This is a genomic window from Streptomyces kryoterrae, assembly GCF_054072135.1.
This window is the reverse complement of record NZ_CM133358.1, coordinates 4,855,404-4,880,891: the sequence shown is the minus strand read 5'-3', so window position 1 is coordinate 4,880,891 and position 25,488 is coordinate 4,855,404. Positions and strand designations below refer to the sequence as shown.

Below are 25,488 nucleotides of genomic sequence, written 5' to 3'. Positions count from 1 at the left end.
ATTTCCTCCAGGGGCCACCGCCCTGTTCGTGAAGCGACCCGGCCGTGTCTCCGATACCCGATCGGAGTCGTGGCCGGGTCCGGCTATGCTCGGGGAAGCAACATCGCGGGGACCCTTAGCTCAATTGGCAGAGCAGTGGACTTTTAATCCATTGGTTGTGGGTTCGAGTCCCACAGGGTCTACGGACAAGCCCCAGTTCAGAGGACATCTGAACTGGGGCTTTCGTACGGTTCGGGGCCTGAGCGATCGTTAGCCGGCCCGTCGCCGGCCCGTGAGGGCGGTCAAGAATCCGAACATGCGACGGCTCCAGCCGGGGCGTGGGTCCCGACATGCCGGGCTCGTGCCCGACCAGGACGCCGTCGTCGGGGTCGGGAACGGGGACCCACCAAGGGCGTCGCGACCGCGCCGGGCCCCGAGCCCTGTGCAGCACCGTGGCTATGGGAGGAACCGCGCGTGAGCCAGGACGCGGCGAGTGCCGTCGACGATCCGCCGGGCGCGCTCCGTCGGTGGGACTCCGGCCTGTTTGAGGCTGTGCAACGGGATTTCGGCGCTCAAAGTGATCTGCGGAGGCATGAGCGACACCACTTCCTCCAGCGGCATCTCCCCGTGCCCGGGAATGGCTCGCTCGTGAACCGCCTCGCCCAGGTAGGCCCAAGGCCCTCAGAAGCACGGGGGCCGTCACTCAGCTGGCAGTAGCCGATGAGCGGACCGCCGCTGCGAGGGACGGCACGTGCGAGAGCGGGGTGAACTCGATGAGTACGTCCACCTGGGCTGCCCGAGCAACCTGACAGAACTCTCCCAGGACGTCCTGGACGCGATCCGGATCGCGCCGGACAGCCGGGTCGGGCTCGAACGCACAGACATTGGCCAAGGGTGCGCCCAGTTCGGCAAGAACGTCCAGTCGGCGCCCGAGGGAATCCGGATCCGATTTCGGGGATATGAGGAAGCCGTCGCCCATCGCAACGGAGATATTCAGATCCTCGAGTCGCGCGAGAGCCTCACGTAGTTCCCTCCGGTCATGGACGCCTGGATGCGCGACGCTCAGACAGATGGTCTCAGCGCCACCGGCGGTCGCCGCGGCGGCGAAAACGGGCAGCGGCTCCTCGCGAAGGCTGAGGTACTCGAGACCGACGGATGGGCCACGCCTTTCGTGCACGCCCAGGTGGTTCATGTTCACCTTCGTCCAGTGCAGCAGGCGACTACATGGACCGTTCACTCGATCACCGAGAAGAGGACACTGAAATATGTATCCGGTCCTACGGGCGGTCTGGGCGATCGCCAGCCGACCGACCCGCGCCCGGACTGTGACAGGCCTGGGCGAGCGACCCCGCGGTCAGGCTCCGAGCATCTGGAGTCCGCCGTCGACGGCGATCAGCTGACCTGTCATGAAGTGCGCCCCAGTGCTGGCCAGGAACACCATGACCGGACCGAGATCCGTCTCCGGATCGCCGAGCTCGCCCCGAAGCGGCATGGTCGAACGCAGGCGTTCCTTGAACATCTGGGCTCCCTCCTGGCCCAGGTGCTCCCACAGCCGTTCGGCGCCCCTCGTGCTGACCGCCGGCGCCAGGGCGTTGACCGTCACCCCGTACCTCCCCCACGCCGCGGCCACAGACCGTGTCCACGCGTGGACGCCGGCCTTCGCCACCGCGTAGTGCGGCGCCAGGGGATTCCCGCGAACGCCCTCTGCCGATCCGAGGTTGATGATCTGGCCGCCGCCGTGACGCATACGTTCGAACGCCGCCTGGTTGGTGATGATCGTCGACCGGAGGTTGGCGTCGATCACCAGGTCGAACTCGTCGTCGGACAGCGACTCGGGCGTACCCGGGCGCCAGACACCCGCCGCGTGCAGCAACACGTCGATACCGCCCAGCGTGGACACGGACTGATCGAACGCGGCATCGACCGAGTCGCGGGCGCTGGCGTCGCACACCACCCACTCGCACCGGTCCTTGAGGTCGTCCGGGGGCGGCGTCGTGTGGTGCAGGCCGACGACATCCGCCCCGGCCGCGAGGAACGAGGCCACGGCCGCCGCGCCGATTCCGCCGGCTGCTCCGGACACCACCGCTCGCCGACCGGCGAGTGGCAGGCCCGCCGGCGCGCCCTCGGCGGGACGACTCACGACGCCGCCTCGAAACGCAGGCAGGCGTCAGGCCGCCGGATGCCACCGCGGTCCACGCGTCCGGCGCGTATGACCGCCGGATCCGGATGAGGGGCGAAGACCGCTGAGGTGCCGCGCCGCCGCATCGTTCGAGCACCTGCTCTTCCGCCGGCCGGTGATCGCAGATCCGCTCGTACCGCTGCTTCCACCACGTCACGCACTCCCTTGCGGTCGCGACCTGAAACCGAACACGCCCCGGCGGCCCGTGCGCCATCCTGAGGCTGACCACACCTTATCCATGACTCAACGAATTGCGTATACCTAATTTGGTGCGGTCGGCCTGTCAGCTCGCCACTCCGCTCTGGCCTCCCAGCGGCTCACACCGGATGCCGGCAAGCCCGGTGCCCGATCGCGCACCGTCCCCGTCCCGGACGCGATCGCCGGGGGCCGCGTTCGGGCGTCTGCCGCCCGGTGGCTGCGGCCACACCTGCGGTCGCTCTGAGCACTCCTAGCGCCACCGAGAAATAGACCACTCGGTCATAAGTGTGGTACGTAGGGTCACTGTTTCCAGCGCGAGGTCCATTTCACAGGGAATTGAGAGGAGTTTGAGAGCATGGATCGCGAATGCTTCGTGGTAGACAGAAAAGACCAAATTCACCTCCCCGTCCCTCCCGCGAACCAGAGGAGATTTCTTCCCACCATGCGAAAGAACCTTGCTCTCACAACCGGCGCTGTTCTGTCGGCGGCCCTCGTCGTCAGCGGCTGCGGTTCAGGTGATTCCACGTCGTCGAGCCCTTCGACCCAGCAGAGCAACAGCCAGGGGGGCCCGGGGGGTATGGGTATGCAGCAGGTCACGGAGGTCAACCTCAACACCGACGGGGCAAGCCCGGGCGGCGCCAACACCGCGGCGGTCGTCAAGGCGGTGAAGGCGTTCCTGGCCTCGCTGGACGACGACAAGCGCGACAAGGTCGAGTACGACTTCTCGGACAGCAAGTCGCGGCAGACCTGGTCGAACTTCCCCGCGACCACCGTGCCCCGCGAGGGCATCGAGATGTCCGCCCTCACCACCGCGCAGCAGAAGGCCGCCGACGCGGTGCTCCAGGTGGCACTGAGCTCCAGCGGTGCGCAGGAGGACGCCGACATCCGGAAGTCCGACGACGAGCTGAACAGGCTCGGCGGTCAGGGAGCGGACGGGTTCGGCGCCCTCAAGGACTACTACTTCGCCGTGTACGGGACACCGTCGACGACGCAGCCGTTCATGGTCCAGTTCGGCGGCCATCACCTGGCCCGCAACCTCACCTACAACGGCGACAAGGTCAGCCAGACCCCGCAGTTCGTCGGCTCCGAGCCGACGTCGTTCAAGTCCGGCGGCACCACGGTCGAGCCGGTCAAGGCCGAGTCGACAGCCATGTTCGCCATGCTGGCGGGGCTCGACGCCGAGCAGAAGAAGGCCGCGGAGATCACCTCCGGGACGTTCGACGACCTCGTCATGGGACCCGGCAAGGACTCGGGGACCTTCCCCACCTCCGAGGGGTTGTTGGTGTCGAAACTGACCGCCGCCCAGAAGAAGCTGGTGACCACGGCGATCGAGACGTACGTGGGCGACCTCAACGCCACGGCCGCCGCCAAGCTGCTGGCCAAGTACGAGTCCGAGTTGGACAAGACCCGTATCGGCTGGTCCAACAACGTCGGCCCGACCGACGAGAACAGCTACCTCCGCATCGACGGGCCCAGCGTGTGGATCGAGTTCATCAACACCCGCAGCCAGAGCACGCCCGACATCCACTACCACTCGGTGTACCGGGACAAGACCAACGACTACGGCAGCAGCAAGCCGAAGTGACCACGCACGTCATCCCGCCTCCCCGGGCGGCGGCCGGCGCAGGGCAGCGCTCCCGGCGCGGGGGGCTCGGCAGGTGGGCGGCCCGCGCCGGGACGCTGCTCGCGTGTCTCGCTGCCCTGGCGGCCACGCTGACCCTCGTGATGCCGACGCGCGCGGACGCCCATCCGCTCAGCACCACCGCGATCCTGCTCGACACGGCACCGGACCGGGTGAACGGCAAGGTGGAACTGCCCATCGACCGGCTCGCCATCGCCCTCGACCAGCCCCTGACCGCGAAGACCGTCGTCCAACCGGCCAAGCTCGAAGAGCTCCGCCGCTACGTGCTCGGCCACACCTCCGCCGCCGACCCCGACGGCACACGCTGGACCACCACCGTCAGCGGCGGCCGGATCGAGAAGATCGACGGCGTCGACCACCTGGTCTTCGACCTGGTCCTACGGCCGCCGACCGGCACGGTCCACGACTTCCGGCTCACCTACGACGTGATCGTGCACCACCTGCTGTCCCACCAGATCCTCGTCTCGCTGCGCCCGGACGGCTCCGACAGCTACACCACCGTGGGTGTGCTCGACTGGCAGCAGCACACCCTCGCGATTCCGGCCTCGGGCGCATCCACCGAGCACGGTTTCGCCGCCGCCGTAGGTCTGGGCATCCGGCACATCGCCTCGGGCGCCGACCACCTGCTGTTTCTCGTCATGCTCCTCCTCCCCGCACCGCTCCTCGCCCGCCGCGGCCGATGGGTCCGCGCCGACGACCTGCGCCGTAACTCCTGGCGCGTCGTGCACGTCGTCACCGCCTTCGCCGTCGGGCACTCCATCACTCTCGCCCTGGCCGCCCTCGGCTACATCAGCGCTCCCACACGCGTGGTGGAAAGCCTGATCGCCCTGTCCATCCTGGTCTCCGGCATACACGCCATCCGGCCCCTCGTCCCCGGCGGCGAGGCGTGGATCGCCGCCGGATTCGGGCTCATGCACGGCCTCGCCTTCGCCGCACTGCTGGGCAGCCTCGACCTCGGCCGCGGATCCCTGGTCACCACCCTGCTCGGCTTCAACCTCGGCATCGAACTGACCCAACTCATGGTCGTCGCTCTGCTCATGCCCTCACTGCTGGTCCTCAGCCGAACCCGGATCTACCCGGCGGCACGCCTCACCGTCGCGGCCATCGGCATCGTCCTGGCCGCGGCATGGCTCGCCGAACGCACCACCCTGCTCCCCAACAACCCGCTCAACCACGTCTCCGACGCGCTCATCGCGCATCCGTTCCTCGTCGCCGGAGCCCTCGCGGCCGTAGCGGCGGCCAGCTGGTCCGTACCCGACCTGCGCACGGCCAGGACCTGAAGGACGACGGGCTGGACAGGCTCCGGTGGGGACGGCGCTGTCCTTCGTATCTCCTCCCTCGTGGCGGTGATCCACGTACCAGCCCATCGCTATCTGCACGCCCGTCACCAGCCTCGGCGCCAGCGCGGTCGTACCGCTCAACGACTGGTCGTGGCGGACGGTCTGCCGCTGGGGCTCGCTGGACATCCTGCTCGTCCTGTTGACCCGGCGCCTCAAAGAGTCACCGCGCCGGCTTCGAGAGAAGCGGGGACCACTCCGGGGCGGACGCGGTCCTGAGGGAGATCGAGGCGAGCGTCGCCGCGGTGAGAAGCGGTGAGAAGCGGTGCTGTGCGGGCTGTGGACGCGAGGCCGTCACCCTGAGAGCACCCCCGTGGTACGGACTCGATGTCCGCCGCGCCGGTTCCGCTTGAAGAGCCGCAGGTGGAAAGCTGTTCCGCTGGTCCGGCGCCGGTTCCGCCGACGCCCCGTGCGACCGTGCGACCGTCGGCCGCGGTGCGCGCCGCGGGACAGGCCCTCCGCTGGATACTCCCCAATATCTGTATCCGCAAGCTGAGATATTGACGGAACGCACGGGCAGGTTATTTGCCGCAATAAATAGCTGAGAGTTATTCAACGCTCGTCGGCCGTCGCCGTGTGCTACTGTCGATCTAAGTTGCAGTCGTGGTTCCCGAAGTTTTAATGCCGGTCATTTCCGGATGGGTTAATCATCGCGGCGACACGGAGTCTGTGATGTGCGGACCCGTAATCACTGCCCCTGAAGGAGATTTGACATGGCTGCTGGTACCGTGAAGTGGTTCAACGCGGAAAAGGGTTTCGGATTCATCGAGCAGGATGGTGGCGGCCCTGACGTGTTCGCCCACTACTCGAACATCTCCGCCCAGGGCTTCCGCGAGCTGCTCGAAGGCCAGAAGGTCAACTTTGACATCGCGCAGGGCCAGAAGGGCCCGACGGCCGAGAACATCGTTCTTGTCTGACGCTGACGCGTACTGTGCAGCTGGGGCCCGCATCCCTCGGGGTACGGGCCCCAGCTGCATGCATTTTTTCGCAGTGGTCTCACCTGCTTCACCTGTGAGACGACGACTCCGACGACTTCGAGGGGTCTGCGGGCATATCGAACGCCCCGGACCTCGCTCCGTATCGAGTCACCCAATTCAGCATCTGAGCCCGCGTGAATTCGCTGTCGGCCAGATTCGCTTTCGCATTCTTTCGGCCCATTCTTGCAATTCTCCGCGCCGCTCTTCGCTGCGGAAATTCCTAGATGTGAGCCGCATCGAGGAAGGTTCCGCATGAACCGCACACGTACGAACGACCGCTTCTCCCGCACCCGTAACGGCGGCGCCGCTGCCGGACGGAGTGGCGGCCGATCCGGTTCGTCGACCGCCGGCCGGTCCGGTGGGCAGGGGCGTTCCGGTGGTGGCGGCGGTTACGGCCGCCGATCCGCCGCGGTCCAGGGTGAGTTCGCTCTCCCCGAGACGATCACCCCCGCGCTTCCCGCCGTGGAGGCCTTCGCCGATCTCGAGATGCCCAAGGAGTTGCTGACCGCGCTCGGCACCCAGGGCGTGACCGTGCCCTTCCCGATCCAGGCCGCGACCCTGCCGAACTCCCTCGCCGGCCGGGACGTACTGGGCCGCGGGCGCACCGGCTCCGGCAAGACCCTCGCCTTCGGGCTGGCGCTGCTGGCCCGTACGGTCGGGCGGCGCGCCGAGGCCAGGCAGCCGCTGGGTCTGATCCTCGTACCGACGCGTGAGCTCGCGCAGCAGGTCACCGACGCGCTCACCCCGTATGCCCGCGCCGTGCGGCTGCGGCTCGCCACGGTGGTGGGCGGGATGCCGATCGGCAGGCAGGCCAGCGCGTTGCGCGGCGGAGCCGAGATCGTCGTCGCCACCCCGGGACGCCTCAAGGACCTCATCGACCGCGGCGACTGCCGGCTGGACCAGGTCTCCATCACCGTCCTCGACGAGGCCGACCAGATGGCCGACATGGGCTTCATGCCGCAGGTCACCGCGCTGCTCGACCAGGTCCGCCCCGAGGGCCAGCGGATGCTGTTCTCCGCGACCCTCGACCGCAACGTCGACCTGCTGGTGCGCCGCTACCTCAGCGACCCGGTCGTGCACTCCGTCGACCCCTCGGCCGGCGCGGTCACCACGATGGAGCACCACGTGCTGCAGGTCCACGGCGCCGACAAGCACTCGGCCACCGTCGAGATCGCGGCCCGCGACGGCCGCGTGATCATGTTCCTCGACACCAAGCACGCCGTCGACCGCCTCACCGAGCAGCTCCTGAACAGCGGGGTACGTGCCGCCGCGCTGCACGGCGGGAAGTCGCAGCCGCAGCGCACCCGCACGCTGACGCAGTTCAAGAGCGGGCACGTCAACGTGCTGGTGGCGACCAACGTCGCGGCGCGCGGCATCCACGTCGACAACCTCGACCTCGTCGTCAACGTCGACCCGCCGACCGACCACAAGGACTACCTCCACCGCGGCGGCAGGACCGCCCGTGCCGGTGAGTCCGGCAGTGTCGTCACCCTGGTCACCCCGAACCAGCGCCGCGAAATGACCCGTCTCATGGCGGCGGCCGGCATCGTCCCGCAGACCACCCAGGTCCGCGCCGGCGAGGAGGCCCTGCACCGCATCACCGGTGCCCAGACCCCCTCGGGCATCCCGGTCGTCATCAAGGCTCCGGTGGTCGAGCGCCCCAAGCAGCGCGGCACCGCCTCACGGGGTCGCCGCCGTCCCGCCTCGGCGGTCGGCCGCGCGCCCGTACGCCGGCCCAACGTCGCCGCGGCGGCGTAGCACCTTCTTGATCAGGAAGCCGTCCCATCTCCGCAGGAGGCACTCTTTGCCGCTGGTCCAGATGCAGCCCCGCCCGGCGACCGCCGCCCCCGTGCACAGCACGGCGGCCGACGCCATGGACGTGACCGGACCGCAGGTCTGGCACGACATGACCGTCGAGGTGGCGCTGTCCGTCTCGGCCGCCGCCGGGGCGGGGCATCTGGTCCTGCGGGACGAGGACGGCCAGTACGTGGGTCTGGTCACCCGGGCCCGGCTCGCCGCCGTCCGGGACAGCCGCGACTACACGGACCGCGTCCGCCTGAGCGACATCACGGAAGGCGGCGGGCCCTTCGCCGAACACGGCGATGTCCCGCGTGTCCTCGCCATCGCAGGCTGAACCGCTGCACCGTGGTCGGCTCCGTGTCGCCGTCCGCTCGCCTCTCCCCGCTTCAGTTTCCTTGTCTTCCGTCTCTCCCTCTCCCTGTGAGGCATCATGCGCTGTGTCATCGCACGCTTCCCGTTCGACCTGACCAAGAGCGGTGTGCTGGAGTCGATGAAGGGCATCAAGCCCGAGCCGATCACCGGTGAGACCGTGATCGTCGGACGACGCCGCTACCCCGTCAAGCAGGTCGGCCAGGTCGTCACCCGTCAGGATCCCCGCGACTTCAGCGCGGGCGAAGTGGTGCGGGCCATGACCCGGCTCGGCTTCACCTGCGGCACCCTTCCCGTGGCCGAACCGGAGGTGCGTACCGAGAGCCCGTTCGAGCGGGCCTCGGCGCTGCTCGGTACCCCGGTCGCCGTCTGACAGACCCGGCCGGCGCGAGCCGGACAAACAGTGAGGGCCCTACCGGCACGCGCCGGTAGGGCCCTCACTGCGTGCTGTGCCGCGCCGTTCCCGGCGCGGCGACGGGTCGGTGGGTTCCGTGGGCCGGTGGATCAGTGGTCCGAGTAGCGGAAGTCGCCCACGGTCCAGGCGGTGACGTCCTCGATGGCGATGCGGTACATCCCGCCCGTCTCCGGGATGCCCACCGTGCCCTGCAGGATGCGGGCGACATGGAAGTGCAGATGGGTGGGCGGCCCGTCCCGCTTGGCGGGGGCTTGGAAGACGGCGGAGAAGTCACCCAGTTGGGCGGAGTCCGTCAGGACCTCCGACACCCTCTGCCGCCACACGGCTTCGGGAGCCAGTCGACCGGTGATGACAGCACCACCGGTGACCACTGTCAGGGACATCTGATTGCTCCGCCCGGATTCCACAAGGGCGGCGATGTCAACGATCAGGTCGTCAGGCTTCGGCATGACACCGGATTCTATGCAACACCACGTCCGGGCGGCTGGGGCGGTGGTGCCGTCCTCCGGAACGGGCGCTGCCCGCAGCTCGGCCCGGCAGGATTACCTCATCGGCGAGCTCACCAAAATCTATGCTCGCCGGAGTAGACATTGGTGGCTCGGTTCATTATTGTTTCTCCCGTAGACGAGATCGAGCGAGGCCCTGGCAGACACGAACTGCCGGGCGGCAGTACACGTAGGACGGTGCGGTGGTGGAGTTCCGAAGCCAGCGTTGCGCAGGACGGCGACGGGACTGACGACCGGACCGGGTGGCCCGCAGTGATCAGGGGCCGCCGTGAGCAGTGAGCAGGGCCGCGATTGACGCGGTGGCAGTATCCAGCAGTACCAGCAGTTCGTAGTACGAGCGGTACCAGCAGTACCCAGCAGTTCGCAGTTCCTGTTCGACAGGTTGTTGGTCCAGAGGGAAAGAACGGAGGAGTCGAGCGCCATCAGGATCGCCCGGGCGGAAGTCTGAGCCCGGGTACCGCAGGACATCGATAGTGAGGTGGTCTCCGGTCGTAAATCCGCGATCCCCGCGCCCCCGTCGGCGTTACCGGACGGCAGTGCGGAAAAAGTAGGCCGGTGCAGCAGTAGGGCCGGCAGATGGTGTTTGCAGTTCCTTCGGGGCCTTGGTGCCGTTACGGCACCAAGGCCCCTCGACGCGTTCCAAAAGAGAGGTGAGATGACAGCAGACGAGTCGCTGGGCCGTCTTGACGACGACGACTACCCCGCCTACACCATGGGCCGGGCCGCCGAGATGCTCGGTACCACTCCCGGTTTCCTCCGGGCCCTCGGCGATGCGCGGCTGATCACACCGCTGCGCTCCGAAGGCGGACACCGCCGCTACTCCCGCTACCAACTGCGCATCGCGGCCCGCGCGCGTGAGCTCGTCGACCGCGGCACCCCCGTCGATGCCGCCTGCCGGATCATCATTCTCGAGGACCAGCTCGAAGAAGCCCAGCGCATCAACGCCGAGTACCGCCGCTCCGACAAATCGCCCAATCCGTCGACTACGACCTGAAGTGACCGTGCCCGTCGGCTCGGCGGGCATCACCCACGAGTATGGCCGGAATACTGAGCGGCGTTTTCTGTGGTGAAGGCGGGTGCGGACGGGTAGCGTTTGTGCGAGCTGTCGTGGTTCGGATTTCCCCTTGCCCACGCCTTGGGTGTGGGCGTTTTGCTGTGCTGTGCCGCAGGGACCAGGGCGATCACCTCCGTCTGCTCCACGAAGGGGCAGACGTTTCATCGACTGGAAGGCATGACTGTGGCAACTGGAACTGTGAAGTGGTTCAACGCGGAGAAGGGCTTCGGCTTCATCGCCCAGGACGGCGGCGGTCCGGACGTCTTCGCGCACTACTCCGCGATCAACTCCTCGGGCTTCCGTGAGCTCCAGGAGGGCCAGGCCGTGACGTTCGACGTCGTCCAGGGCCAGAAGGGCCCCCAGGCGGAGAACATCTCCACCGCCTGATCTCTGCCGTCTGAACGTACTGGGCCGCGCGGCGAACGCCGCGCGGCCCAGTCGTCTGTCTGCGTCTGTCTGTGTAAATCCGCGTCCAGCCGGGGCTCAGCCCGGCCAGCTGCCCGTCAGGCGCCGGATGGCGGTGGCGCCGCCGCGGTCGACAGCGGCCTTGACCCCGGCGAAGATCGCGCCCTGTACGACCGCCGCCGCGAGCACCTCGCGCCAGCTGCGGAACTCGTCCGTGGCGTCAGGCGCCTCGTCCTCGTGCGCGAGCCGCTTCCAGGCCTGCTTGAACACCGCCCCGGCCAGGAGACCCCCGACGATGCCCATCGCCATGCCGACCGGCTTGTAGGCGGCCTTCGAGGCCTTCATCGGTTCCTCCTCGACCGGCGGACCATGAGCAGCGCGACGATCACCCCGACGGCGAGCAGCGGGACGCGATTGGCGCGCGCCGCCCGCATCCCCTGGCCGGCCTTCTCCCGTACCGGCTCCGGGGTCTTGTCCCGGGCCAGTTCGGCGACCTGCACGGCCTTGTCGTGGACCTGCCCGCCAGCCGCGGCGGCCTTGGCGCGCACCGGCTCGGGGGTCCTGTCCTGCACCGCGTGGGCCGCGTACGTCGCCTTGTCCCGAAGCTGGGCGCCCACCTGGGCGGTCTTCTCGGCCACCTGCTGCTTGACGGCCGTCGTCTTCTCCTGGGCGCGGGCCTTGACGTCGGCCTTCGCCGCGAGCGCCTCGACCGTCACGCCGAGCTCCTCGCGGGTCGCCTCCACCCGCATCCGCAGTTCCTCGGGGGACGGTGTTGCCTCGGCACCCGGCTGCGACTTGTCCTCGGTCATCGCTGTGCACTCTCCTTGATAGCGGCCACATCGGCCTTGACGCTGTCCACCGTCCGCTCGGGCGTCGGCGGGGATGCCTTGCTGAACTGCTTCCTGCCGAGCACCGCCATCACCGCGGTCACCACGGCCAGGACGCCGGTGACGATCAGCGCCGCCACCCACACGTCCACGGCGAGCGACAGCGCGGCGATCACGGTGACCACCAGTGCCTGCAGCGTGAGCACACCCAGCACGCCGGCGCCGCCGAACAGGCCGCCGCCCTTGCCGTACCGCCGGCCCTTCTCGGTCATCTCCGCCTGCGCCAGCCGCATCTCGTCGCGGACCAGCTGTGACAACTGCTGCGAGGCACGCTGGACCAGGTCGCCCACCGGTTCCTGCGCTCCGCTGTCCGTGCGGTGGGAGCCCGCTGCTGTCATGGGTGCTCACCCGTCCTTCGTCGCGTTCGTCGGTGTGCGCGGCAGGCCCGCTCGGCGTTCGTCGACGCTCGTACGACCCTGCCCTGCGCGTTTGTCGGATCGGTCGGCTGTGCGAGTACCCCCGCATCGCCGCGTCACCCCGACGGATCACGCTCCGGGTCACACGCCGCTCGGCCGGTTCAGGACTCGAAGCGGCGGCGGTCCTCCGCGTCCCACTTCCGGGTGTCCCGCGGCTGTACGTAGGGCTCCTCGTCGGCCGGGTGGCCGCCCGCGACGGCCCGCTGGCGGGCGAGTTCCGCGTCGCACTCCAGGCCCAGCAGGATCGCCAGATTCGTGATCCACAGCCACACCAGGAAGATGATCACACCGGCGAAGGTGCCGTACGTCTTGTTGTACGAGGCGAAGTTCGCCAGATACACCGCGAACCCGGCGGAGGCGGCCATCCAGATCAGCAGCGCCAGGAAGCTGCCCGGCGTGATCCAGCGGAAGCCGCGGATCTTCGCGTTCGGCGTCGCCCAGTACAGGATCGCGATCATGATCGTGACCAGGATCACCAGCACCGGCCACTTCGCGATCGACCACACCGTGAGCGCCGTGTCGCCGAGCCCCAGCACGCCGCCGACCTTCTCGGCGAGGCCTCCGGTGAACACGACGATCACCGCGCTGACCACGGCCAGGATCATCAGGAACACCGTCAGGCCGACGCGGACGGGCAGCACCTTCCACACCGGGCGGCCCTCCGGGATGTCGTACACCGCGTTGGCGCTCCTGATGAACGCGGCGACATAGCCGGAGGCCGACCACACCGCGAGCACCAGACCCACGATGGCCAGGACCGAGCCGATCCCGGCGGTGCCCTGCATCTGCTGCACCATGTTGCGCAGGACGTCCTGCACCGCGCCCGGGGCCAGGTTCTGGATGTTGTCCAGCACGCGCTGGGTCGTCGACCGCCCCATGATCCCGAGCAGGGAGATCAGTACGAGGAGGGCCGGGAAGAGGGCCAGGATCCCGTAGTAGGTCAGGGCGGCGGCCCGGTCGGCCAGCTCGTCCTTCTTGAACTCCTTCGCGGTGCCTTTCAGCACCGCCCACCAGGAGCTCCTGGGCAGGTCGGTCGGGGTGTCCGGGGCCCGCCGCTCCACCTGCTCGTCGGGGCCGGCCTCGGGCGCCCGCGCCCGCTCGGCCGTGCGGTCGGCTGTGGCGGGCTCGTCGTGTCCGTCGTAGCCGCCGTGTCCGTCGTGTCCGTTGTCGTGTTCGTTGTCGTGTTCGTGTCGTCTCAGTATCCGTGGCATGCCGCCCGAGTATCCGGTTGGGCGGCACTCCAACCGTCGAAGGCAGCGTCCACTGCGCCACGGTCTACGGCGTTCGGCCGGTCAGGAGCTTGGGAGCGGGACGACCCTCGGGTGCGCGCCGGGTGGCTGTACCTGGAGCGGTGGGCTGAGGTGACGCCTACCGCCGGTCGGGCTAATGCTATGTAATAGGATAATTTCGGGCAGGGTGACGAGAGTGAGATGAGTGACCATGGAGCGGCGTGTCGTCGACGACCGGGGAGCGAGTCCCGTCCACGAGGTCGTCCACGAGGCCGTCGATGAGGCGCTCACCGCACGGGTCACCGTCGACGAACGCGGCATCGTGACGGGGTGGGGCGCCGGAGCCGAACAACTGCTGGGGTACTCGTCGACGGAGGTCCAGGGCCGCCCGGCGGTCACCCTGCTCGCCGAGGAGCCCATGGCACCGGATCTCCCGCCCTTCGCCCAGCTCCCGAGGTGGCACGGGAGACTCGCTCTCCGGCACCGGGACGGTCACCGCGTCGAGGCCAGGCTGCTGGCACACCACAGGACGCCGCCCCAGGGGAGCGGCGAATGGCTGGTGCTCTCCGCGCTGACCGGACAGGAGACCCGGCGGCCCGACGAGGACCTGGTGAGCTGGAGTTTCACCCAGTCCCCGTGCTGCGCGCTGGCGCTGTACGACACCGGGCTTCGGCTGCGGCGGGCCAACGAGGACATGGAGCGGTCCGTGGCCCTCACCGAGGCCGACATGCGCGGACTGCGCGTGGGGGAGATCGTCGACAACGAGGCCGGCCGGCTGGCCGAGCAGGACATGATGCGGGCCCTTGAGACCGGTGAGCCGCAATACCGCGAGAACTTTCTGCGCACGGCCGGCGAGAACCGCGAGCACGCCTGGTCGGTCTTCGTGGCACCGCTGCGGGACGCCGACGGCCGGACCCACGGTGTCTGCCTCTCGGCACACGACATCACCGAGCAGCACGCGGCCCGCAAACGCCTCCAGCTGATCGCCGAGGTCAGCAGACGCATCGGCAGCACCCTCGACGTGACACGGACGGCGCAGGAGCTGGCGGACGTGGCGGTCCCGGGCCTCGCCGACTTCGTCAGCGTCGACCTGCTGGCGTCCCTGGACGACACGCATGAGCAGCTCCCGGGATCGTTGCCTGCGGGCACCTCCCTCGCACTGCGGCGCATCGCCCACCAGTCCGTGCTCCCGGGCGTCCCCGAGGCGGCCGTCGCGCCGGGCGAGGTGGACGAGTATCCGGCCGGCTCCCCACCCGTCGAGAGCCTGAGGTCCGGACGGGCCGTGCTGCACCAGGTGACCGAGCCCGCGATCGCCGAGTGGGTCGCCCAAAAACCGGTACGGGCCTCCAGGGTCCGCGATTTCGGCGTCCACTCGGTGATGACCGTGCCCCTGTCGGCACGCGGAACCAACCTGGGCGTCGCCGTCTTCATCCGTCACCGGCACCCCGACCCGTTCCAGCAGGACGATCTCGTACTGGCCGAGGAACTGGCGTCCAGGGCGGCGGTCTGCATCGACAACGCCCGGCGCTACACGCGCGAACGCGGTACGGCGGTCACCCTCCAGCGCAGCCTGCTGCCGCAGCGGCTGCCCGAGCAGTCCGCGATGGAGGTCGCGTCCCGCTATCTCCCGGCCGGTGCTCAGGCCGGGGTGGGCGGGGACTGGTTCGACGTGATCCCGCTGTCCGGAGCCAGGGTGGCGCTGGTCGTGGGCGATGTCGTGGGCCACGGCATCCACGCCTCCGCGACCATGGGACGGCTGCGCACCGCCGTACGTACCCTCGCCGACATCGATCTGCCTCCCGACGAACTGCTCACCCACCTCGACGACCTGGTGGCCCGCCTGGCCACCGAGGCGGAAGGCGCCGAGCGCGACGCCGGGAACGGCGAGACCGCCGGAGACGTCGGAGCGACCTGTCTGTACGCCGTGTACGACCCCGCCTCCCGCCGTTGCTCGCTCGCCCGGGCCGGGCATCCGCTGCCGATCGTGGTGAGCCCGGACGGCACCGTGGAACTCATCGACCTGCCGGCGGGGCCTCCACTGGGCCTGGGCGGACTTCCCTTCGAGGCGGTCGAGATCGAACTGCCGGAAGGCAGCCTGCTCGCCCTCTACACCGACGGCCTGGTCGAATCCCGCGACGGGGACATCGACGACGGCATCTCCCGCGTCTGCCAGGCACTCGCCCGCCCCGCCGCGTCCCTGGACGTCCTGTGCGACGGGATCCTCGCCGCCGCGCTCCCCCGGCGGCCCGCCGACGACGTGGCCCTGCTCGTCGCCCGCACCCGGGCGCTCGACGACGCCAGGGTCGCCGCCTGGGACGTCTCCCCCGATCCCGCCGCCGTCGCCGAGACCCGCAAGAACGCGGTCGGCCAACTGGCGTCCTGGGGTCTGTCGGACGCCGCCTTCGTCACCGAGCTGGTCGTCAGCGAACTGGTCACCAACGCCATCCGGCACGCCGAGCCGCCCATCCAGCTGCGCCTCATCCATGACCGGAGCCTCATCTGCGAGGTCTCGGACGCCAGCAACACGGCACCCCACATGCGCCGCGCCCGCACCTACGACGAGGGCGGCCGCGGCCTGCTCCTGGTCGCCCAGCTGACCCAGCGCTGGGGCACCCGACCCACCCCCGAGGGCGGCAAGGTGATCTGGGCAGAACAGAGCCTCGACGGCTGAGGCCGGTCGGTCTGAACGTCAGGAGTTGCCGCGTTCGGAGAAGTCGCGCTTCTCCAACTGGTGTACGGCGGGATCCTGAAAGCGGTCTCGCACCCCGTGACCACCCCCGGCCCCGCACACCCGACCTCCCACACCCGCCCGAGTTGGCAGAGGTGGTCGGCGAGCACGACGACTGGCTGCCGGGGAAGAAGTTCCTGATGGTGCCCTACCACCTGGTGGGCGCCGCCACCCTGGACCCGGCGCCGCTCGACGGTTGCGTCAAGTCCGTACGCTGCGAGCACCCGCACGAGCCCACACCGGCCGTGTTCAGGGCGGACTCGCCGCTCGCCGACGCCCGCACGCCCCGGGAGTCGCTCGGCGACGAGGCGTTCGTACGGCTGCTGCCCACCGCCGTTGCCGCCGCGCCCGCCCAGGACGACGGGCCGGCGCCCATCGGGTCCACCACCGCGGCTACCGCTGTGGCCGGATCGGACGACGCGGAGCTGCCGACCGGTTCGTCAATACCCTGCTCGCAACCCCGTGCGACCTCGTGGAACGAGGCCCGCACCAGCCGGAGTTCGCCTCCGTCAGCCGACGCTCAGCTCCGTGAGGCCGGTGTGGCCGGTGTGGCCGCCGACCCCGCCCAACTCGCCCAGCGGCAGCGTGTGGTGGGTCTGCAGGACCTTCGCGCGGAGGTAGCGGACGTTGGCCGGGGTGGTGAACACGCCCGTGGGGACGCGGTCGTGGACGTCGGTGCCCAGGGCCCGGAGCTGGTTGGCCTTGTCCGGGTTGTTGGAGAGGAGGTCCACCGAGGTGATGCCCAGGGCCTGGAGCATCTGGGCCGCCGCCGTGTAGTCGCGGGCGTCCTCCGGGAGGCCCAGCGCGGCGTTCGCGGCGTAGGTGTCGAGGCCCTCGTCCTGGAGGGCGTACGCGTCGAGCTTGTTGTAGAGGCCGATTCCCCGGCCCTCCTGGCGGAGGTAGAGCAGGACGCCACCGTGCTCGGCGATGCGTTCGACGGCCTCGCGCAGCTGGGGGCCGCAGTCGCAGCGGGCCGAGCCGAAGACGTCGCCCGTAAGGCACTCGGAGTGCAGCCGGACCAGCGGGGTGGTGCCGGGCGCCGGTTCGCCGAGGACCATCGCCACGTGCTCCTGACCGTCGACCAGGCCGTGGAAGGTCACCAGTTCGGTGTCGACGCTGTAGCCGTCGTGGAAGCGCAGCGGCACCCGGACACGGGAGCGCTGGGTGGCGGCGGGCAAGTCGGTCAGGTCGGGCATGCGGGTCTCCCGGGTGGTTCTGTCCTCGAAACCTCGATCTGCTTCAGTTTTGAAGCAGATCCTCACTCGAAGGGTGACCCTACCTCATGCTTCAAAGTTAAAGCAACGGATTCGTGGACCTGCGCAGCCACGGCAGGCCCTCGGGCGCCGACTCCGACCCGTCCCCCTGGAGCGCCCGCTCGATCCGCGTACCGATCTCCTCCAACTGGCCCACCTGCTCCGGGGTCAGATGGTCGAAGAGGGCCGCGCGGACCGTGGCGACATGCCCCGGGGCGGTGCGCTCCAGTACCGCCATCCCCTCCTCGGTCAGCGCGGCGAAGGTGCTCCGCTTGTCCCACCGGCAGGCCTCGCGCCGTACGTGACCGTCTTTCTCCAGCCGCGCCACGGCGTACGTCAGCCGACTGCGCGTGATCTTCAGCTTCTCGGCGAGATCGGTCATCCGCAGCCGTCGCTCGGGCGTCTCGGAGAGGTAGGCCAGGATCGTGTAATAGAGGTGCGGCATCCCGGCGTCCTGCTGGAGCTGCCGGTCGAGCGCGTCCTCCAGGAGCAGCGAGGCCGCGACGTACGCGCGCCACGCGCGCTGCTCCTCGGGGGTGAGCCAGCGGGTCGTCATGCGACCAGTGTAGGTTTGTTTAAAACTTGAACCAAGTCCGCCCGGTCAAGCTCGCCTCCGAAGACACCGGAAGTCCCGGAAGCGCTGGAAGAGAGTGCCCCCATGCCCCTCCCTCACGTCCTGTTGTCCGCCGCCGTCTCCCTCGACGGCTACCTGGACGACACCGGCCCCGAGCGGCTGCTCCTCTCCGGTCCCGCCGACTTCGACCGGGTCGACGAGGTACGGGCGTCCAGTGACGCGATCCTCATCGGTGCCGGCACCATCCGCGCCGACAACCCGCGGCTGCTGGTCAACTCTCCCGAGCGGCGGGCCGCGCGGCTGGCGGCCGGAAAGCCCGAGTACCCGCTCAAGGTGACGGTGAGCGGATCGGGCGAGCTGGACCCGGCCGCCAACTTCTGGCACACCGGCGGCGAGAAGCTCGTGTACACGACGGACAAGGGCGCCGAGCAGGCCCGGCGGGCGGACCTCGGTGCCGGCGTGGACATCGTCTCCCTGGGCCCGGGCGCCCTCGACTGGCGGGCCCTGCTCGAACACCTGCACGACGTACGGGGCGTAAGGCGCCTCATGGTCGAGGGCGGCGGCACCGTCCATACCCAGCTCCTCCGGCAGGGCCTCGCCGACGAACTCCAGCTCGTCCTCGCGCCCCTCTTCGTCGGCGACCCCGACGCCCCCCGCCTCTTCGGCCCCGGCGCCTACCAGGGCGGCCGGCTCCGGCTCACGGAGACCCGACGTATCGAGGACGTCGTCCTCATGACCTACGAGCCCACCGCCCCCGGCGCAGGCCCGCTCGCCTCCGCCGCCGACCGGCGCTGGCTGGCACTGGCGTGCGAACTGGCGGAGCGGTGTCCGGCGTCGAGCACGGCGTTCAGTGTCGGGGCGGTGGTGGTGGCCGCCGACGGTACGGAACTGGCGCGCGGCTACTCACGGGAGGGCGGCGACCCCGTCGTGCACGCGGAGGAGGCGGCGCTCGCCAAGCTCGACCCGGCCGACCCCCGGCTCCAGACGGCCACCGTCTACAGCAGCCTCGAACCCTGCGCCCGGCGCGCGTCCCGCCCGGCACCGTGCGCCCGGCTGATCCTCGACGCGGGCGTCCGCCGGGTGGTGACCGCCTGGCGTGAGCCGGACACCTTCGTGGTGGCGGCGGACGGGAACGGGCTGCTCGCGCAGGAGGGCGTCGAGGTCGTCGTACTCCCCGAGTGCGAGGAGCGCGCCAAGGCTCCCAACGCCCACCTCGCGGGCTGACGATCAAACGTGGTGATCGGCGTCCCGCGGATGGCGTATAGTTGCATTCAACGGCGCGGGGTGGAGCAGCTCGGTAGCTCGCTGGGCTCATAACCCAGAGGTCGCAGGTTCAAATCCTGTCCCCGCTACTAAAGGCCCAGGGCCGGAAACCAGGAAACTGGTTTCCGGCCCTGAGTCGTTTCCTCGGGGCGTTTCCCCGAGTCGTTTCTTAGCCCGGTCGGTCCACCTGGCTCGCCCGCCGCACCCGCCCCCGGAAACCTGGTCGGGACGGACAGGCCGTGGTGAGCCGGCGGGAGACGAGACGCGTGGGACGGTCGGGGCACTTCCTGGACCCGGCAGCGGGCGAGCCGGAAGAAAAGGCCATCTCCCGGGTGCGGACCCTCGTCCGTGTCCTGCCCGCACTCCTGATCCTCACCGGGATCGTCTACGACTACGCGACCCCGCGTCACCTCACCGCCATCCCCTTCTTCACGGCCGCTCCGCTCATCGCCGCCCCGCTCTCCTCCCTGCGCACCACGGTGGTCACCGGCGCCGCGGCACTCTTCGCCGAGTACGTCGTCCACCTCCGCTTCGGGTTCAGCGCGGACGCCGACTCGATCACCGAGACGGTCACCGTGGCCACGGTCGCCGTCCTGGCCGCCGTCATCAACCGGATGGTGCGCCGGGGCGACCGGCGCCTCGCCTCGGCCCGCGAGATCGCCGAGGCCGTGCAGCGCGCCGTACTGCCCGAACCGGAGGCACGCATCGGCGGGTTCGAGATCGCGGCCCGGTACGAGGCCGCCCACGAGGGCGCCTTCATCGGCGGCGACCTGTATGCCGTGCAGGACACCACGTACGGCGTACGGGTCGTCCTCGGGGACGTGCGGGGCAAGGGGATGGGGGCGGTGGCGGCGGTCGCCGTCGTCATCGGGGCGTTCCGGGAGGCCGCCGAACAGGAAGCGACCCTGGAGGCCGTCGCCCAGCGGCTGGAACGGGCCCTCGCCCGCGAGGGCGCCCGGCGCGACGGGCTGGAGGCCGCCGAGGGTTTCACCACCGCCGTCCTCGCCGAACTCCCGCACGGCGACGGGATCGTACGCATCCTCAACCGCGGCCACCCCCCGCCCCTGCTCCTCGCCGCCGACGGCACCCTGCGCATCCTCGACCCGTCCGCGCCCGCGCTGCCGCTCGGCATGGGCGACCTCGGCACCTGGCCCGACCGCACCGAGGAGACCCCCTTCCCCGGCGGCGCGACGCTGCTCCTGCACACCGACGGGCTCTCCGAGGCCCGCGACGAGCACGGCACCTTCTTCGACCCGGCCGACCGCCTCACGGGCCGCGTCTTCCGCGCCCCGGCCACCCTGCTCGCCACCCTCGCGGACGAGGTGCGCCGGCACTCGGGTGGCGGGACGACGGACGACATGGCGCTGCTCGCCGTACGACGGCCGTGAGGCCGGTTCTCATCGGTTGTCACCGAAGGTGAGCGAACGCTCTCTCTCCGCCTCTCTCCGCGCAAGATCTGACACACAGTCAATACTCAGGAGTCACTTGCGTCATGGTCAACTCGCCCGATTTTCACCGGTGGTGACCCAGAAAGTCCTCAGGAAAAGGATTAATGATCAACGGGAACAGCTTGGAATCAGGTGGCCAGGTCTATTAACGTTCGATAACGCAGCGCGGTAGTCCCAGCCGACACAAGAGTCGGCTCCGTGCGCACGTGCCTAATCCCGCAAGGGAACCGGGGAACCACCACCTTGGGGTGAATCGCTCGTCCGCCTCCGTGGCAACACGGCAGGTATACGCGCGTAGGAGACCTTCCTGCTCCGAACCCGTCAGCTAACCCGGTAGGCGAGAAGGAAGGAAAGGAGCACGCCCACGTGGCGTCAAACCCGGCTGCCCCAGAGGCCCCGTTCGTGCCGAGTCAGCGCAGCAGCGAGACCGAGGCGGGCAAGATCCCGACCTTCGGCCTCGGCGGTCGGCGCACCGACGAGGGCCCCTGGGAGGAGTGGAATCCCACCGCGGACTCCACCCGACCCGTTCGCGGCCGGCACCGCGTCGGCAAGCAGCGCGGCGGAGGACTCGCCCGCAGCTCCACCGTTCTCGGCGTCGGCGTCATAGCCGCTGTCGGCGGGGCCGGCATGGCCACCGCGCAGACCGGCAAGCCGCCGGTCTCCATCTCCATCCCCGACCTGCCCTCGGTCGGCTCGCCCTTCACGCACGACGACTCGGACGACGAGCCCAAGGGCTCCGCCACCGCGCTCAGCAGCGTCGGCGTCACCTCCGAGGAGACCCAGCAGGGCACCAGCGACGCCGGCGAGGCCCTGCGCGCCCGCATCATCCTCCAGGCCGAGCAGCAGAAGGACCAGGCCGAGGCCAAGGTCCAGCAGGCCGCCCAGGACACCGCCGCGAAGAAGGCCGCCGCCGAGGCCGCCAAGGTGAAGCGGGAGGCCGCCGCGAAGGTCGCCGCCGAGAAGAAGAAGGTGGCCGAAGCGGCCAGGGCGAAGCTGGAGGCCGCGCGTCTCGTCGAGCTCGCCAAGCAGTACACGCTGCCGACCTCGTCGTACACGATCACCTCGACGTTCGGCCAGGCCGGCTCGCTGTGGTCCTCCGGCTACCACACCGGTCTCGACTTCGCCTCGCCCACCGGCACGCCGATCAAGGCCATCCACAGCGGCACCATCACCGAGGCGGGCTGGAGCGGCTCCTACGGCTACCGCACCATCCTCACCCTCGACGACGGCACCGAGCTGTGGTTCGCCCACCAGTCGTCGATCAACGTCAGCGTCGGCCAGAAGGTCGCCACGGGTGACGTCATCGGCCGCGTCGGCGCCACCGGCAACGTCACCGGGGCCCACCTCCACCTGGAGGTGCACACCAGCAGCTCGGACAGTGCCGGGATCGACCCGATGGCGTGGCTGCGGAGCATGGGCCTGAACCCGTAGGAGACACCCTTCCGGTACCGGCGGTCCTGACCTCGGGGCTGCCGGTCCGGCTTTTACACGAACTTCGTGAACCCGCCGGAATCAGGTCCTCCGTGGCGCGCGTTGACGATGAGCATGACTGCACTCCGCAAGCTCGGATCATCGGACCTAGAGGTCTTCCCGCTCGCCCTCGGCGGCAACGTCTTCGGCTGGACCGCCGACGAGACGCAATCCTTCGAGGTGCTCGACGCGTACGCCGCGGCCGGCGGCAACTTCCTCGACACCGCCGACTCCTACTCGGCCTGGATCGACGGCAACAAGGGCGGCGAGTCCGAGACCATCATCGGCAACTGGCTGAAGGCGCGTGGCAACCGCGAGGACATCGTCGTCGCCACGAAGGTCAGCCAGCACCCCGACTACCCCGGCCTGTCGGGCGCCAACATCAAGGCCGCCGCCGACGCCTCCCTGAGCCGCCTCGGCACCGACCACATCGACCTCTACTTCACGCACTTCGACCAGCCCGAGGTGCCCGTCGAGGAGATCATCGGCGCCCTCGACGAACTGGTGACCGCGGGCAAGGTGCGGTACATCGCCGCCTCCAACATCTCGCCCGAGCGGCTCCAGGACTCCCTGGACTTCTCCGACCGCGAGGGCCTGGCCAAGTACGTGGCCATCCAGCCCCACTACAACCTGGTCTCCCGCGACACCTACGAGGGCCCGCGACGCGACATCGCCTCCCGTACGGGCCTCGCCGCCGTCCCGTACTACGCGCTGGCCTCCGGCTTCCTCACGGGCAAGTACCGCGCCGGTACGGCCGTCGAGAGCCCGCGTGCGGGAGGCGCCGTCCGGCACCTGGAGTCGGAGCGCGGCCGGAAGGTCCTGGCCGCGCTGGACGCCGTCGCGGCGGCACGGGGAGCGGAGGTCGCCACGGTCGCCCTGGCCTGGCTCGCCGCCCGGCCGACGGTGGCCGCCCCGATCGCGTCCGCCCGCACGGTGGACCAGCTCCCGCCGCTGCTCGCGGTCGCGGAACTGGAACTGACGGACGCGGAGATCGCGAGCCTCACGGCGGCCTCGGCGTGAGCGGCGCCTGAGGGCCGCAGGCTAGGAGCGGTACGGGTTGTAGGCCGGGTACGGGTCGTGGACGGGCCGGTTGTGGCTGGGGCTCGGAATGTGGCCGAGGCCGGGGCTGATGTTCTGGCTGTACGAGGGGTACGGCGTCGTCGGTCCGTACCCGTACCCGTACCCGTACCCCTGCCGGCCGTACGGCGGCCAGGTGACCGGCGGGACGGGAGCCGGCGCCGGTGCGATCGCGTGGGCCGCGTGGTCCAGGGCCGGGCGGGCCACCTCCCTGCGCTGCCACAGCTCGCCCAGCAGCTCCTGCTCCCGGACGACGAAGTCGGCGCCCGCCCGGCCGAGGCGCCCCCGGTGGCGCAGGAACGCGAGTGAGGTGGCGTACGCCTCGTACTGCGCCACCTGGCGCGCCGCCGGTCTGCCCAGGTGGCGGTGGGCGTACTCGCGGGCCAGACGGCGGGCGCGCATCGAGCCGAGGGCGTACGGCTCGGCCGGGGACAGCCAGCCGGCCATCGCGTACGCCGGCAGCTCGGCGCGCACGGTACGCAGTTCGCGCTGCCGGGTCCAGATGACCAGCCAGGTCAGCAGCCCGAACGCGGGGACCATGAACGCGGCGTACACCGCGAAGAACCCGTAGTCCCCGAAGGTCGACGAGCCGTTCCAGAAGGCGTGCATGCTCATCGCGAGCAGCAGCCCGGACAGCGGGAGCAGGACCTGGCGGACGTGCTGGCGCTCGCCCGACAGCGCGGAGATCCCGAAACCGATGCCGGTGAGGACCGTGAACAGGGGGTGTGCGAACGGCGACATGACGATCCGCACGAAGAAGGTCGCCGCGGTGACCGAGGCGATACCGCTTTCCCCGGTGAGCTGGTCGGTGCCGAAGGCGGTGCCGAGATAGAGGATGTTCTCCGTGAAGGCGAACCCGGTGGCGGTGACCCCGGCGATGACGACGCCGTCGACGATCCCGGTGAAGTCGCGTCGCCGGAAGAGATAGATGAGCAGTACGGCGGCCGCCTTGGCGGACTCCTCGACGACCGGCGCTATGACCGTGGCCCCGAGGGTGTCCGCGCCGGACGGGTCGGCGGTGGCCGTCGCTATCCATCTGGTCGCGAAGCTGTTGGCGACGATCGCTATCAGGGCCGCCGCGCAGGCGCCCCAGGCGAAGGCGAAGAGCAGGTTGCGCCAGGGCCCCGGCTCGACCCGGTCCAGCCACCGGAACGCGGCGACGAGCAACGGCACGGGCAGTACGGCGAGCCCGAGCCCGACCAGGAACCCCTCGGTGCCGGTCTGTTCACGGACCAGGGCGAGGATGACGAGCCCGGAGAGCGCGAGCAGGCTGGTGAGGGCGCCGTAACGCACCCAGTTCCGCTGCCACCAGTGAGCGTGCCGCAGCGCCCCGCCGACGGGACCGTCGGTGGGGCCGCTGGGATGCGTCGGGTACGGGGGAAAGGTGGCCACGGCATTGACCCTAACGGCGGGTGTTTTACGAGCGTTGCGGCTCGTGCTCTATGGGTGCTGTACGCGGCGGAACAGCAGGTCGTTCACGACATGACCCTTCTCAAGTCCCTGGCCCTCGAAACGGGTCAGCGGCCGGAACTCCGGACGTGGCGCGTAACCACCCCCGGGCCGGGTGTTCTCGAACTCCGGGTGCGTGCTCAGCACCTCGAGCATCTGTTCGGCGTACGGCTCCCAGTCGGTGGCGCAGTGCACGATCGCCCCGGGGCGCAGCCGAGCGGCGACGAGATCAAGGAACTCGGCCTGAATCAGCCGCCGCTTGTGGTGCCGCTTCTTGGGCCAGGGGTCGGGGAAGTAGACGCGCAGGCCGTCGAGGGAGCCGGGGGTGAGCATCTCGCGGAGCAGGATGACGGCGTCACCGTTGGCGACCCGGATGTTGGTCAGTCCGTGCTGGTCGGCGAGGCTGAGCAGGTTGCCCTGGCCCGGGGTGTGCACGTCGACGGCGAGGATGTTGGTACGGGGGTCGTCGGCAGCCATCCTCGCGGTGGCCTCGCCCATCCCGAAGCCGATCTCTAGTACGACGGGCAGGTCGTCCCCGAACAGCTCGCCGAGGCGCAGAGCGCGGCCGTCGATGTCGAGGCCCCACTTGGGCCACAGCCGCCGCAACGCGTCGTCCTGCCCGGCGGTGACCCGGCTGCGCCGGGGCTGGAAGCTCCTGATCCGCCGCTCGAAGTGGGACCCGGCGGGATCGGCCTGAGGCCCACCGGGGAACCGGGGCGCACCCTTGGCCCGGACGGCGGCGGGCGTCGGCTCGGGGGAGGGGGCGGAGTCAAGGGAGTCAGACACAGTGCGGCCGATTTTAGCCCTTGGGGCGTTTCCCACTCACGCACTCA

The 25,488-nt window shown here is 69.8% G+C and carries 24 protein-coding genes, 2 tRNA genes and 1 riboswitch; of the genes, 15 read left to right on the top strand and 11 right to left on the bottom strand.

Annotated elements, in window-relative coordinates:
- The first annotated feature begins 109 nt into the window (after positions 1-109).
- Positions 110-182, top strand: a tRNA-Lys gene (locus ACW4TU_RS21100).
- A gap of 500 nt (positions 183-682) precedes the next feature.
- Here ACW4TU_RS21100 and ACW4TU_RS21095 read toward each other — a convergent pair.
- Together ACW4TU_RS21095 and ACW4TU_RS21090 are read right to left on the bottom strand one after the other, a co-directional pair.
- Entirely contained in the window at positions 683-1,171 is a 489-nt protein-coding gene (locus tag ACW4TU_RS21095) for a hypothetical protein (protein ID WP_457429695.1), read from the bottom strand.
- Positions 1,172-1,333: 162 nt separating this feature from the next.
- Positions 1,334-2,119 carry an SDR family NAD(P)-dependent oxidoreductase gene (locus ACW4TU_RS21090; RefSeq protein ID WP_457429693.1) on the bottom strand — a complete coding sequence of 262 codons (786 nt, stop codon included), beginning with the start codon at positions 2,117-2,119 and terminating at the stop codon, positions 1,334-1,336.
- A gap of 820 nt (positions 2,120-2,939) precedes the next feature.
- On the opposite strand from ACW4TU_RS21090, the gene ACW4TU_RS21085 reads away from it, so the two are divergent.
- The 6 genes from ACW4TU_RS21085 to ACW4TU_RS21060 all read left to right on the top strand — a co-directional run bounded on the left by ACW4TU_RS21085 (position 2,940) and on the right by ACW4TU_RS21060 (position 8,854).
- Entirely contained in the window at positions 2,940-3,941 is a 1,002-nt protein-coding gene (locus ACW4TU_RS21085; protein ID WP_457429692.1) for a DUF3500 domain-containing protein, read from the top strand.
- On the top strand, positions 3,938-5,278 hold the full coding sequence (locus ACW4TU_RS21080) for a HupE/UreJ family protein (RefSeq protein WP_457429691.1): 1,341 nt from the start codon (positions 3,938-3,940) through the stop codon (positions 5,276-5,278). The genes ACW4TU_RS21085 and ACW4TU_RS21080 overlap by 4 nt, the downstream gene beginning before the upstream one ends.
- 770 nt (positions 5,279-6,048) lie before the next feature.
- A complete protein-coding gene (locus tag ACW4TU_RS21075) occupies positions 6,049-6,252 on the top strand; it encodes a cold-shock protein (RefSeq protein WP_164320284.1) in 204 nt (67 codons plus the stop codon).
- Positions 6,253-6,564: 312 nt separating this feature from the next.
- Positions 6,565-8,070, top strand: coding sequence for a DEAD/DEAH box helicase (locus ACW4TU_RS21070; RefSeq protein ID WP_457429689.1), 1,506 nt, complete (start codon positions 6,565-6,567; stop codon positions 8,068-8,070).
- 46 nt (positions 8,071-8,116) lie between these two features.
- Positions 8,117-8,446 (top strand): CBS domain-containing protein, encoded by a 330-nt coding sequence (locus tag ACW4TU_RS21065; protein ID WP_457429687.1) that lies wholly within the window; start codon positions 8,117-8,119, stop codon positions 8,444-8,446.
- A 96-nt stretch (positions 8,447-8,542) separates the two neighbouring features.
- Entirely contained in the window at positions 8,543-8,854 is a 312-nt protein-coding gene (locus ACW4TU_RS21060; RefSeq protein WP_457429686.1) for an SCO5918 family protein, read from the top strand.
- Between the two features lie 131 nt (positions 8,855-8,985).
- Here the strand turns inward: ACW4TU_RS21060 and ACW4TU_RS21055 are convergent, their stop codons facing one another.
- A complete protein-coding gene (locus ACW4TU_RS21055; protein ID WP_457429684.1) occupies positions 8,986-9,345 on the bottom strand; it encodes a hypothetical protein in 360 nt (119 codons plus the stop codon).
- A 712-nt stretch (positions 9,346-10,057) separates the two neighbouring features.
- On the opposite strand from ACW4TU_RS21055, the gene ACW4TU_RS21050 reads away from it, so the two are divergent.
- Both ACW4TU_RS21050 and ACW4TU_RS21045 read left to right on the top strand, forming a co-directional pair.
- Entirely contained in the window at positions 10,058-10,396 is a 339-nt protein-coding gene (locus tag ACW4TU_RS21050) for a MerR family transcriptional regulator (protein WP_457429682.1), read from the top strand.
- Positions 10,397-10,639: 243 nt separating this feature from the next.
- Complete coding sequence (locus ACW4TU_RS21045; protein WP_457430226.1) at positions 10,640-10,843, top strand: cold-shock protein; 204 nt, start codon at positions 10,640-10,642, stop codon at positions 10,841-10,843.
- A 96-nt stretch (positions 10,844-10,939) separates the two neighbouring features.
- On the opposite strand, the gene ACW4TU_RS21040 is transcribed toward ACW4TU_RS21045, so the two are convergent.
- From ACW4TU_RS21040 to ACW4TU_RS21025, 4 genes are all read right to left on the bottom strand, one after another.
- A complete protein-coding gene (locus tag ACW4TU_RS21040) occupies positions 10,940-11,206 on the bottom strand; it encodes a DUF4235 domain-containing protein (protein WP_457429680.1) in 267 nt (88 codons plus the stop codon).
- Positions 11,203-11,670 carry a DUF3618 domain-containing protein gene (locus ACW4TU_RS21035; RefSeq protein ID WP_457429678.1) on the bottom strand — a complete coding sequence of 156 codons (468 nt, stop codon included), beginning with the start codon at positions 11,668-11,670 and terminating at the stop codon, positions 11,203-11,205. Before ACW4TU_RS21035 ends, ACW4TU_RS21040 begins: the two co-directional genes overlap by 4 nt.
- Entirely contained in the window at positions 11,667-12,086 is a 420-nt protein-coding gene (locus tag ACW4TU_RS21030; RefSeq protein ID WP_457429676.1) for a phage holin family protein, read from the bottom strand. The genes ACW4TU_RS21035 and ACW4TU_RS21030 overlap by 4 nt, the downstream gene beginning before the upstream one ends.
- A 179-nt stretch (positions 12,087-12,265) precedes the next feature.
- Complete coding sequence (locus tag ACW4TU_RS21025; RefSeq protein WP_457429675.1) at positions 12,266-13,375, bottom strand: YihY/virulence factor BrkB family protein; 1,110 nt, start codon at positions 13,373-13,375, stop codon at positions 12,266-12,268.
- Positions 13,376-13,604: 229 nt separating this feature from the next.
- Here ACW4TU_RS21025 and ACW4TU_RS21020 point away from each other — a divergent pair, with 229 nt between their 5' ends.
- Positions 13,605-16,064: a SpoIIE family protein phosphatase gene (locus ACW4TU_RS21020; RefSeq protein WP_457429673.1), complete on the top strand. Its 2,460-nt coding sequence runs from the start codon at positions 13,605-13,607 to the stop codon at positions 16,062-16,064.
- A gap of 566 nt (positions 16,065-16,630) precedes the next feature.
- Here the strand turns inward: ACW4TU_RS21020 and ACW4TU_RS21015 are convergent.
- Both ACW4TU_RS21015 and ACW4TU_RS21010 read right to left on the bottom strand, forming a co-directional pair.
- A complete protein-coding gene (locus ACW4TU_RS21015; RefSeq protein WP_457430224.1) occupies positions 16,631-17,308 on the bottom strand; it encodes a GTP cyclohydrolase II in 678 nt (225 codons plus the stop codon).
- 106 nt (positions 17,309-17,414) lie between these two features.
- The gene (locus ACW4TU_RS21010; protein WP_457429672.1) at positions 17,415-17,930 is read right to left on the bottom strand and encodes a MarR family winged helix-turn-helix transcriptional regulator; all 516 of its coding nucleotides are present in this window, start codon (positions 17,928-17,930) and stop codon (positions 17,415-17,417) included.
- A 102-nt stretch (positions 17,931-18,032) separates the two neighbouring features.
- Between ACW4TU_RS21010 and ACW4TU_RS21005 the strand changes: the two genes are divergently transcribed.
- The 5 genes from ACW4TU_RS21005 to ACW4TU_RS20985 all read left to right on the top strand — a co-directional run bounded on the left by ACW4TU_RS21005 (position 18,033) and on the right by ACW4TU_RS20985 (position 23,149).
- Positions 18,033-19,172 carry a dihydrofolate reductase family protein gene (locus ACW4TU_RS21005; RefSeq protein ID WP_457429670.1) on the top strand — a complete coding sequence of 380 codons (1,140 nt, stop codon included), beginning with the start codon at positions 18,033-18,035 and terminating at the stop codon, positions 19,170-19,172.
- 54 nt (positions 19,173-19,226) lie between these two features.
- Positions 19,227-19,300 (top strand) — tRNA-Met (locus tag ACW4TU_RS21000).
- A 177-nt stretch (positions 19,301-19,477) separates the two neighbouring features.
- Positions 19,478-20,599: a PP2C family protein-serine/threonine phosphatase gene (locus tag ACW4TU_RS20995; protein WP_457429668.1), complete on the top strand. Its 1,122-nt coding sequence runs from the start codon at positions 19,478-19,480 to the stop codon at positions 20,597-20,599.
- A gap of 257 nt (positions 20,600-20,856) precedes the next feature.
- Positions 20,857-21,014: riboswitch (cyclic di-AMP (ydaO/yuaA leader) on the top strand.
- Positions 21,015-21,025: 11 nt separating this feature from the next.
- Positions 21,026-22,090 (top strand): M23 family metallopeptidase, encoded by a 1,065-nt coding sequence (locus ACW4TU_RS20990; protein WP_457429667.1) that lies wholly within the window; start codon positions 21,026-21,028, stop codon positions 22,088-22,090.
- 114 nt (positions 22,091-22,204) lie between these two features.
- Positions 22,205-23,149: an aldo/keto reductase gene (locus tag ACW4TU_RS20985; protein WP_457429665.1), complete on the top strand. Its 945-nt coding sequence runs from the start codon at positions 22,205-22,207 to the stop codon at positions 23,147-23,149.
- A 21-nt stretch (positions 23,150-23,170) separates the two neighbouring features.
- On the opposite strand, the gene ACW4TU_RS20980 is transcribed toward ACW4TU_RS20985, so the two are convergent.
- On the bottom strand, positions 23,171-24,598 hold the full coding sequence (locus tag ACW4TU_RS20980) for a PrsW family intramembrane metalloprotease (RefSeq protein ID WP_457429663.1): 1,428 nt from the start codon (positions 24,596-24,598) through the stop codon (positions 23,171-23,173).
- A gap of 48 nt (positions 24,599-24,646) precedes the next feature.
- On the bottom strand, positions 24,647-25,441 hold the full coding sequence (gene trmB / locus ACW4TU_RS20975) for a tRNA (guanosine(46)-N7)-methyltransferase TrmB (protein ID WP_457429662.1): 795 nt from the start codon (positions 25,439-25,441) through the stop codon (positions 24,647-24,649).
- Positions 25,442-25,488: the final 47 nt, after the last annotated feature.

Coding starts and splice junctions, on each gene's coding strand:
- ACW4TU_RS21055 (WP_457429684.1), bottom strand. CDS start 9,345: ATGCCGAAGCCTGACGACCTGATCGTTGACATCGCCGCCCTTGTGGAA.
- ACW4TU_RS21030 (WP_457429676.1), bottom strand. CDS start 12,086: ATGACAGCAGCGGGCTCCCACCGCACGGACAGCGGAGCGCAGGAACCG.
- ACW4TU_RS21095 (WP_457429695.1), bottom strand. CDS start 1,171: ATGAACCACCTGGGCGTGCACGAAAGGCGTGGCCCATCCGTCGGTCTC.
- ACW4TU_RS21020 (WP_457429673.1), top strand. CDS start 13,605: ATGGAGCGGCGTGTCGTCGACGACCGGGGAGCGAGTCCCGTCCACGAG.
- ACW4TU_RS21060 (WP_457429686.1), top strand. CDS start 8,543: ATGCGCTGTGTCATCGCACGCTTCCCGTTCGACCTGACCAAGAGCGGT.
- ACW4TU_RS21010 (WP_457429672.1), bottom strand. CDS start 17,930: ATGACGACCCGCTGGCTCACCCCCGAGGAGCAGCGCGCGTGGCGCGCG.
- ACW4TU_RS21040 (WP_457429680.1), bottom strand. CDS start 11,206: ATGAAGGCCTCGAAGGCCGCCTACAAGCCGGTCGGCATGGCGATGGGC.
- ACW4TU_RS21025 (WP_457429675.1), bottom strand. CDS start 13,375: ATGCCACGGATACTGAGACGACACGAACACGACAACGAACACGACAAC.
- ACW4TU_RS21075 (WP_164320284.1), top strand. CDS start 6,049: ATGGCTGCTGGTACCGTGAAGTGGTTCAACGCGGAAAAGGGTTTCGGA.
- ACW4TU_RS21050 (WP_457429682.1), top strand. CDS start 10,058: ATGACAGCAGACGAGTCGCTGGGCCGTCTTGACGACGACGACTACCCC.
- ACW4TU_RS21085 (WP_457429692.1), top strand. CDS start 2,940: ATGCAGCAGGTCACGGAGGTCAACCTCAACACCGACGGGGCAAGCCCG.
- ACW4TU_RS20985 (WP_457429665.1), top strand. CDS start 22,205: ATGACTGCACTCCGCAAGCTCGGATCATCGGACCTAGAGGTCTTCCCG.
- ACW4TU_RS21005 (WP_457429670.1), top strand. CDS start 18,033: ATGCCCCTCCCTCACGTCCTGTTGTCCGCCGCCGTCTCCCTCGACGGC.
- ACW4TU_RS21070 (WP_457429689.1), top strand. CDS start 6,565: ATGAACCGCACACGTACGAACGACCGCTTCTCCCGCACCCGTAACGGC.
- ACW4TU_RS21035 (WP_457429678.1), bottom strand. CDS start 11,670: ATGACCGAGGACAAGTCGCAGCCGGGTGCCGAGGCAACACCGTCCCCC.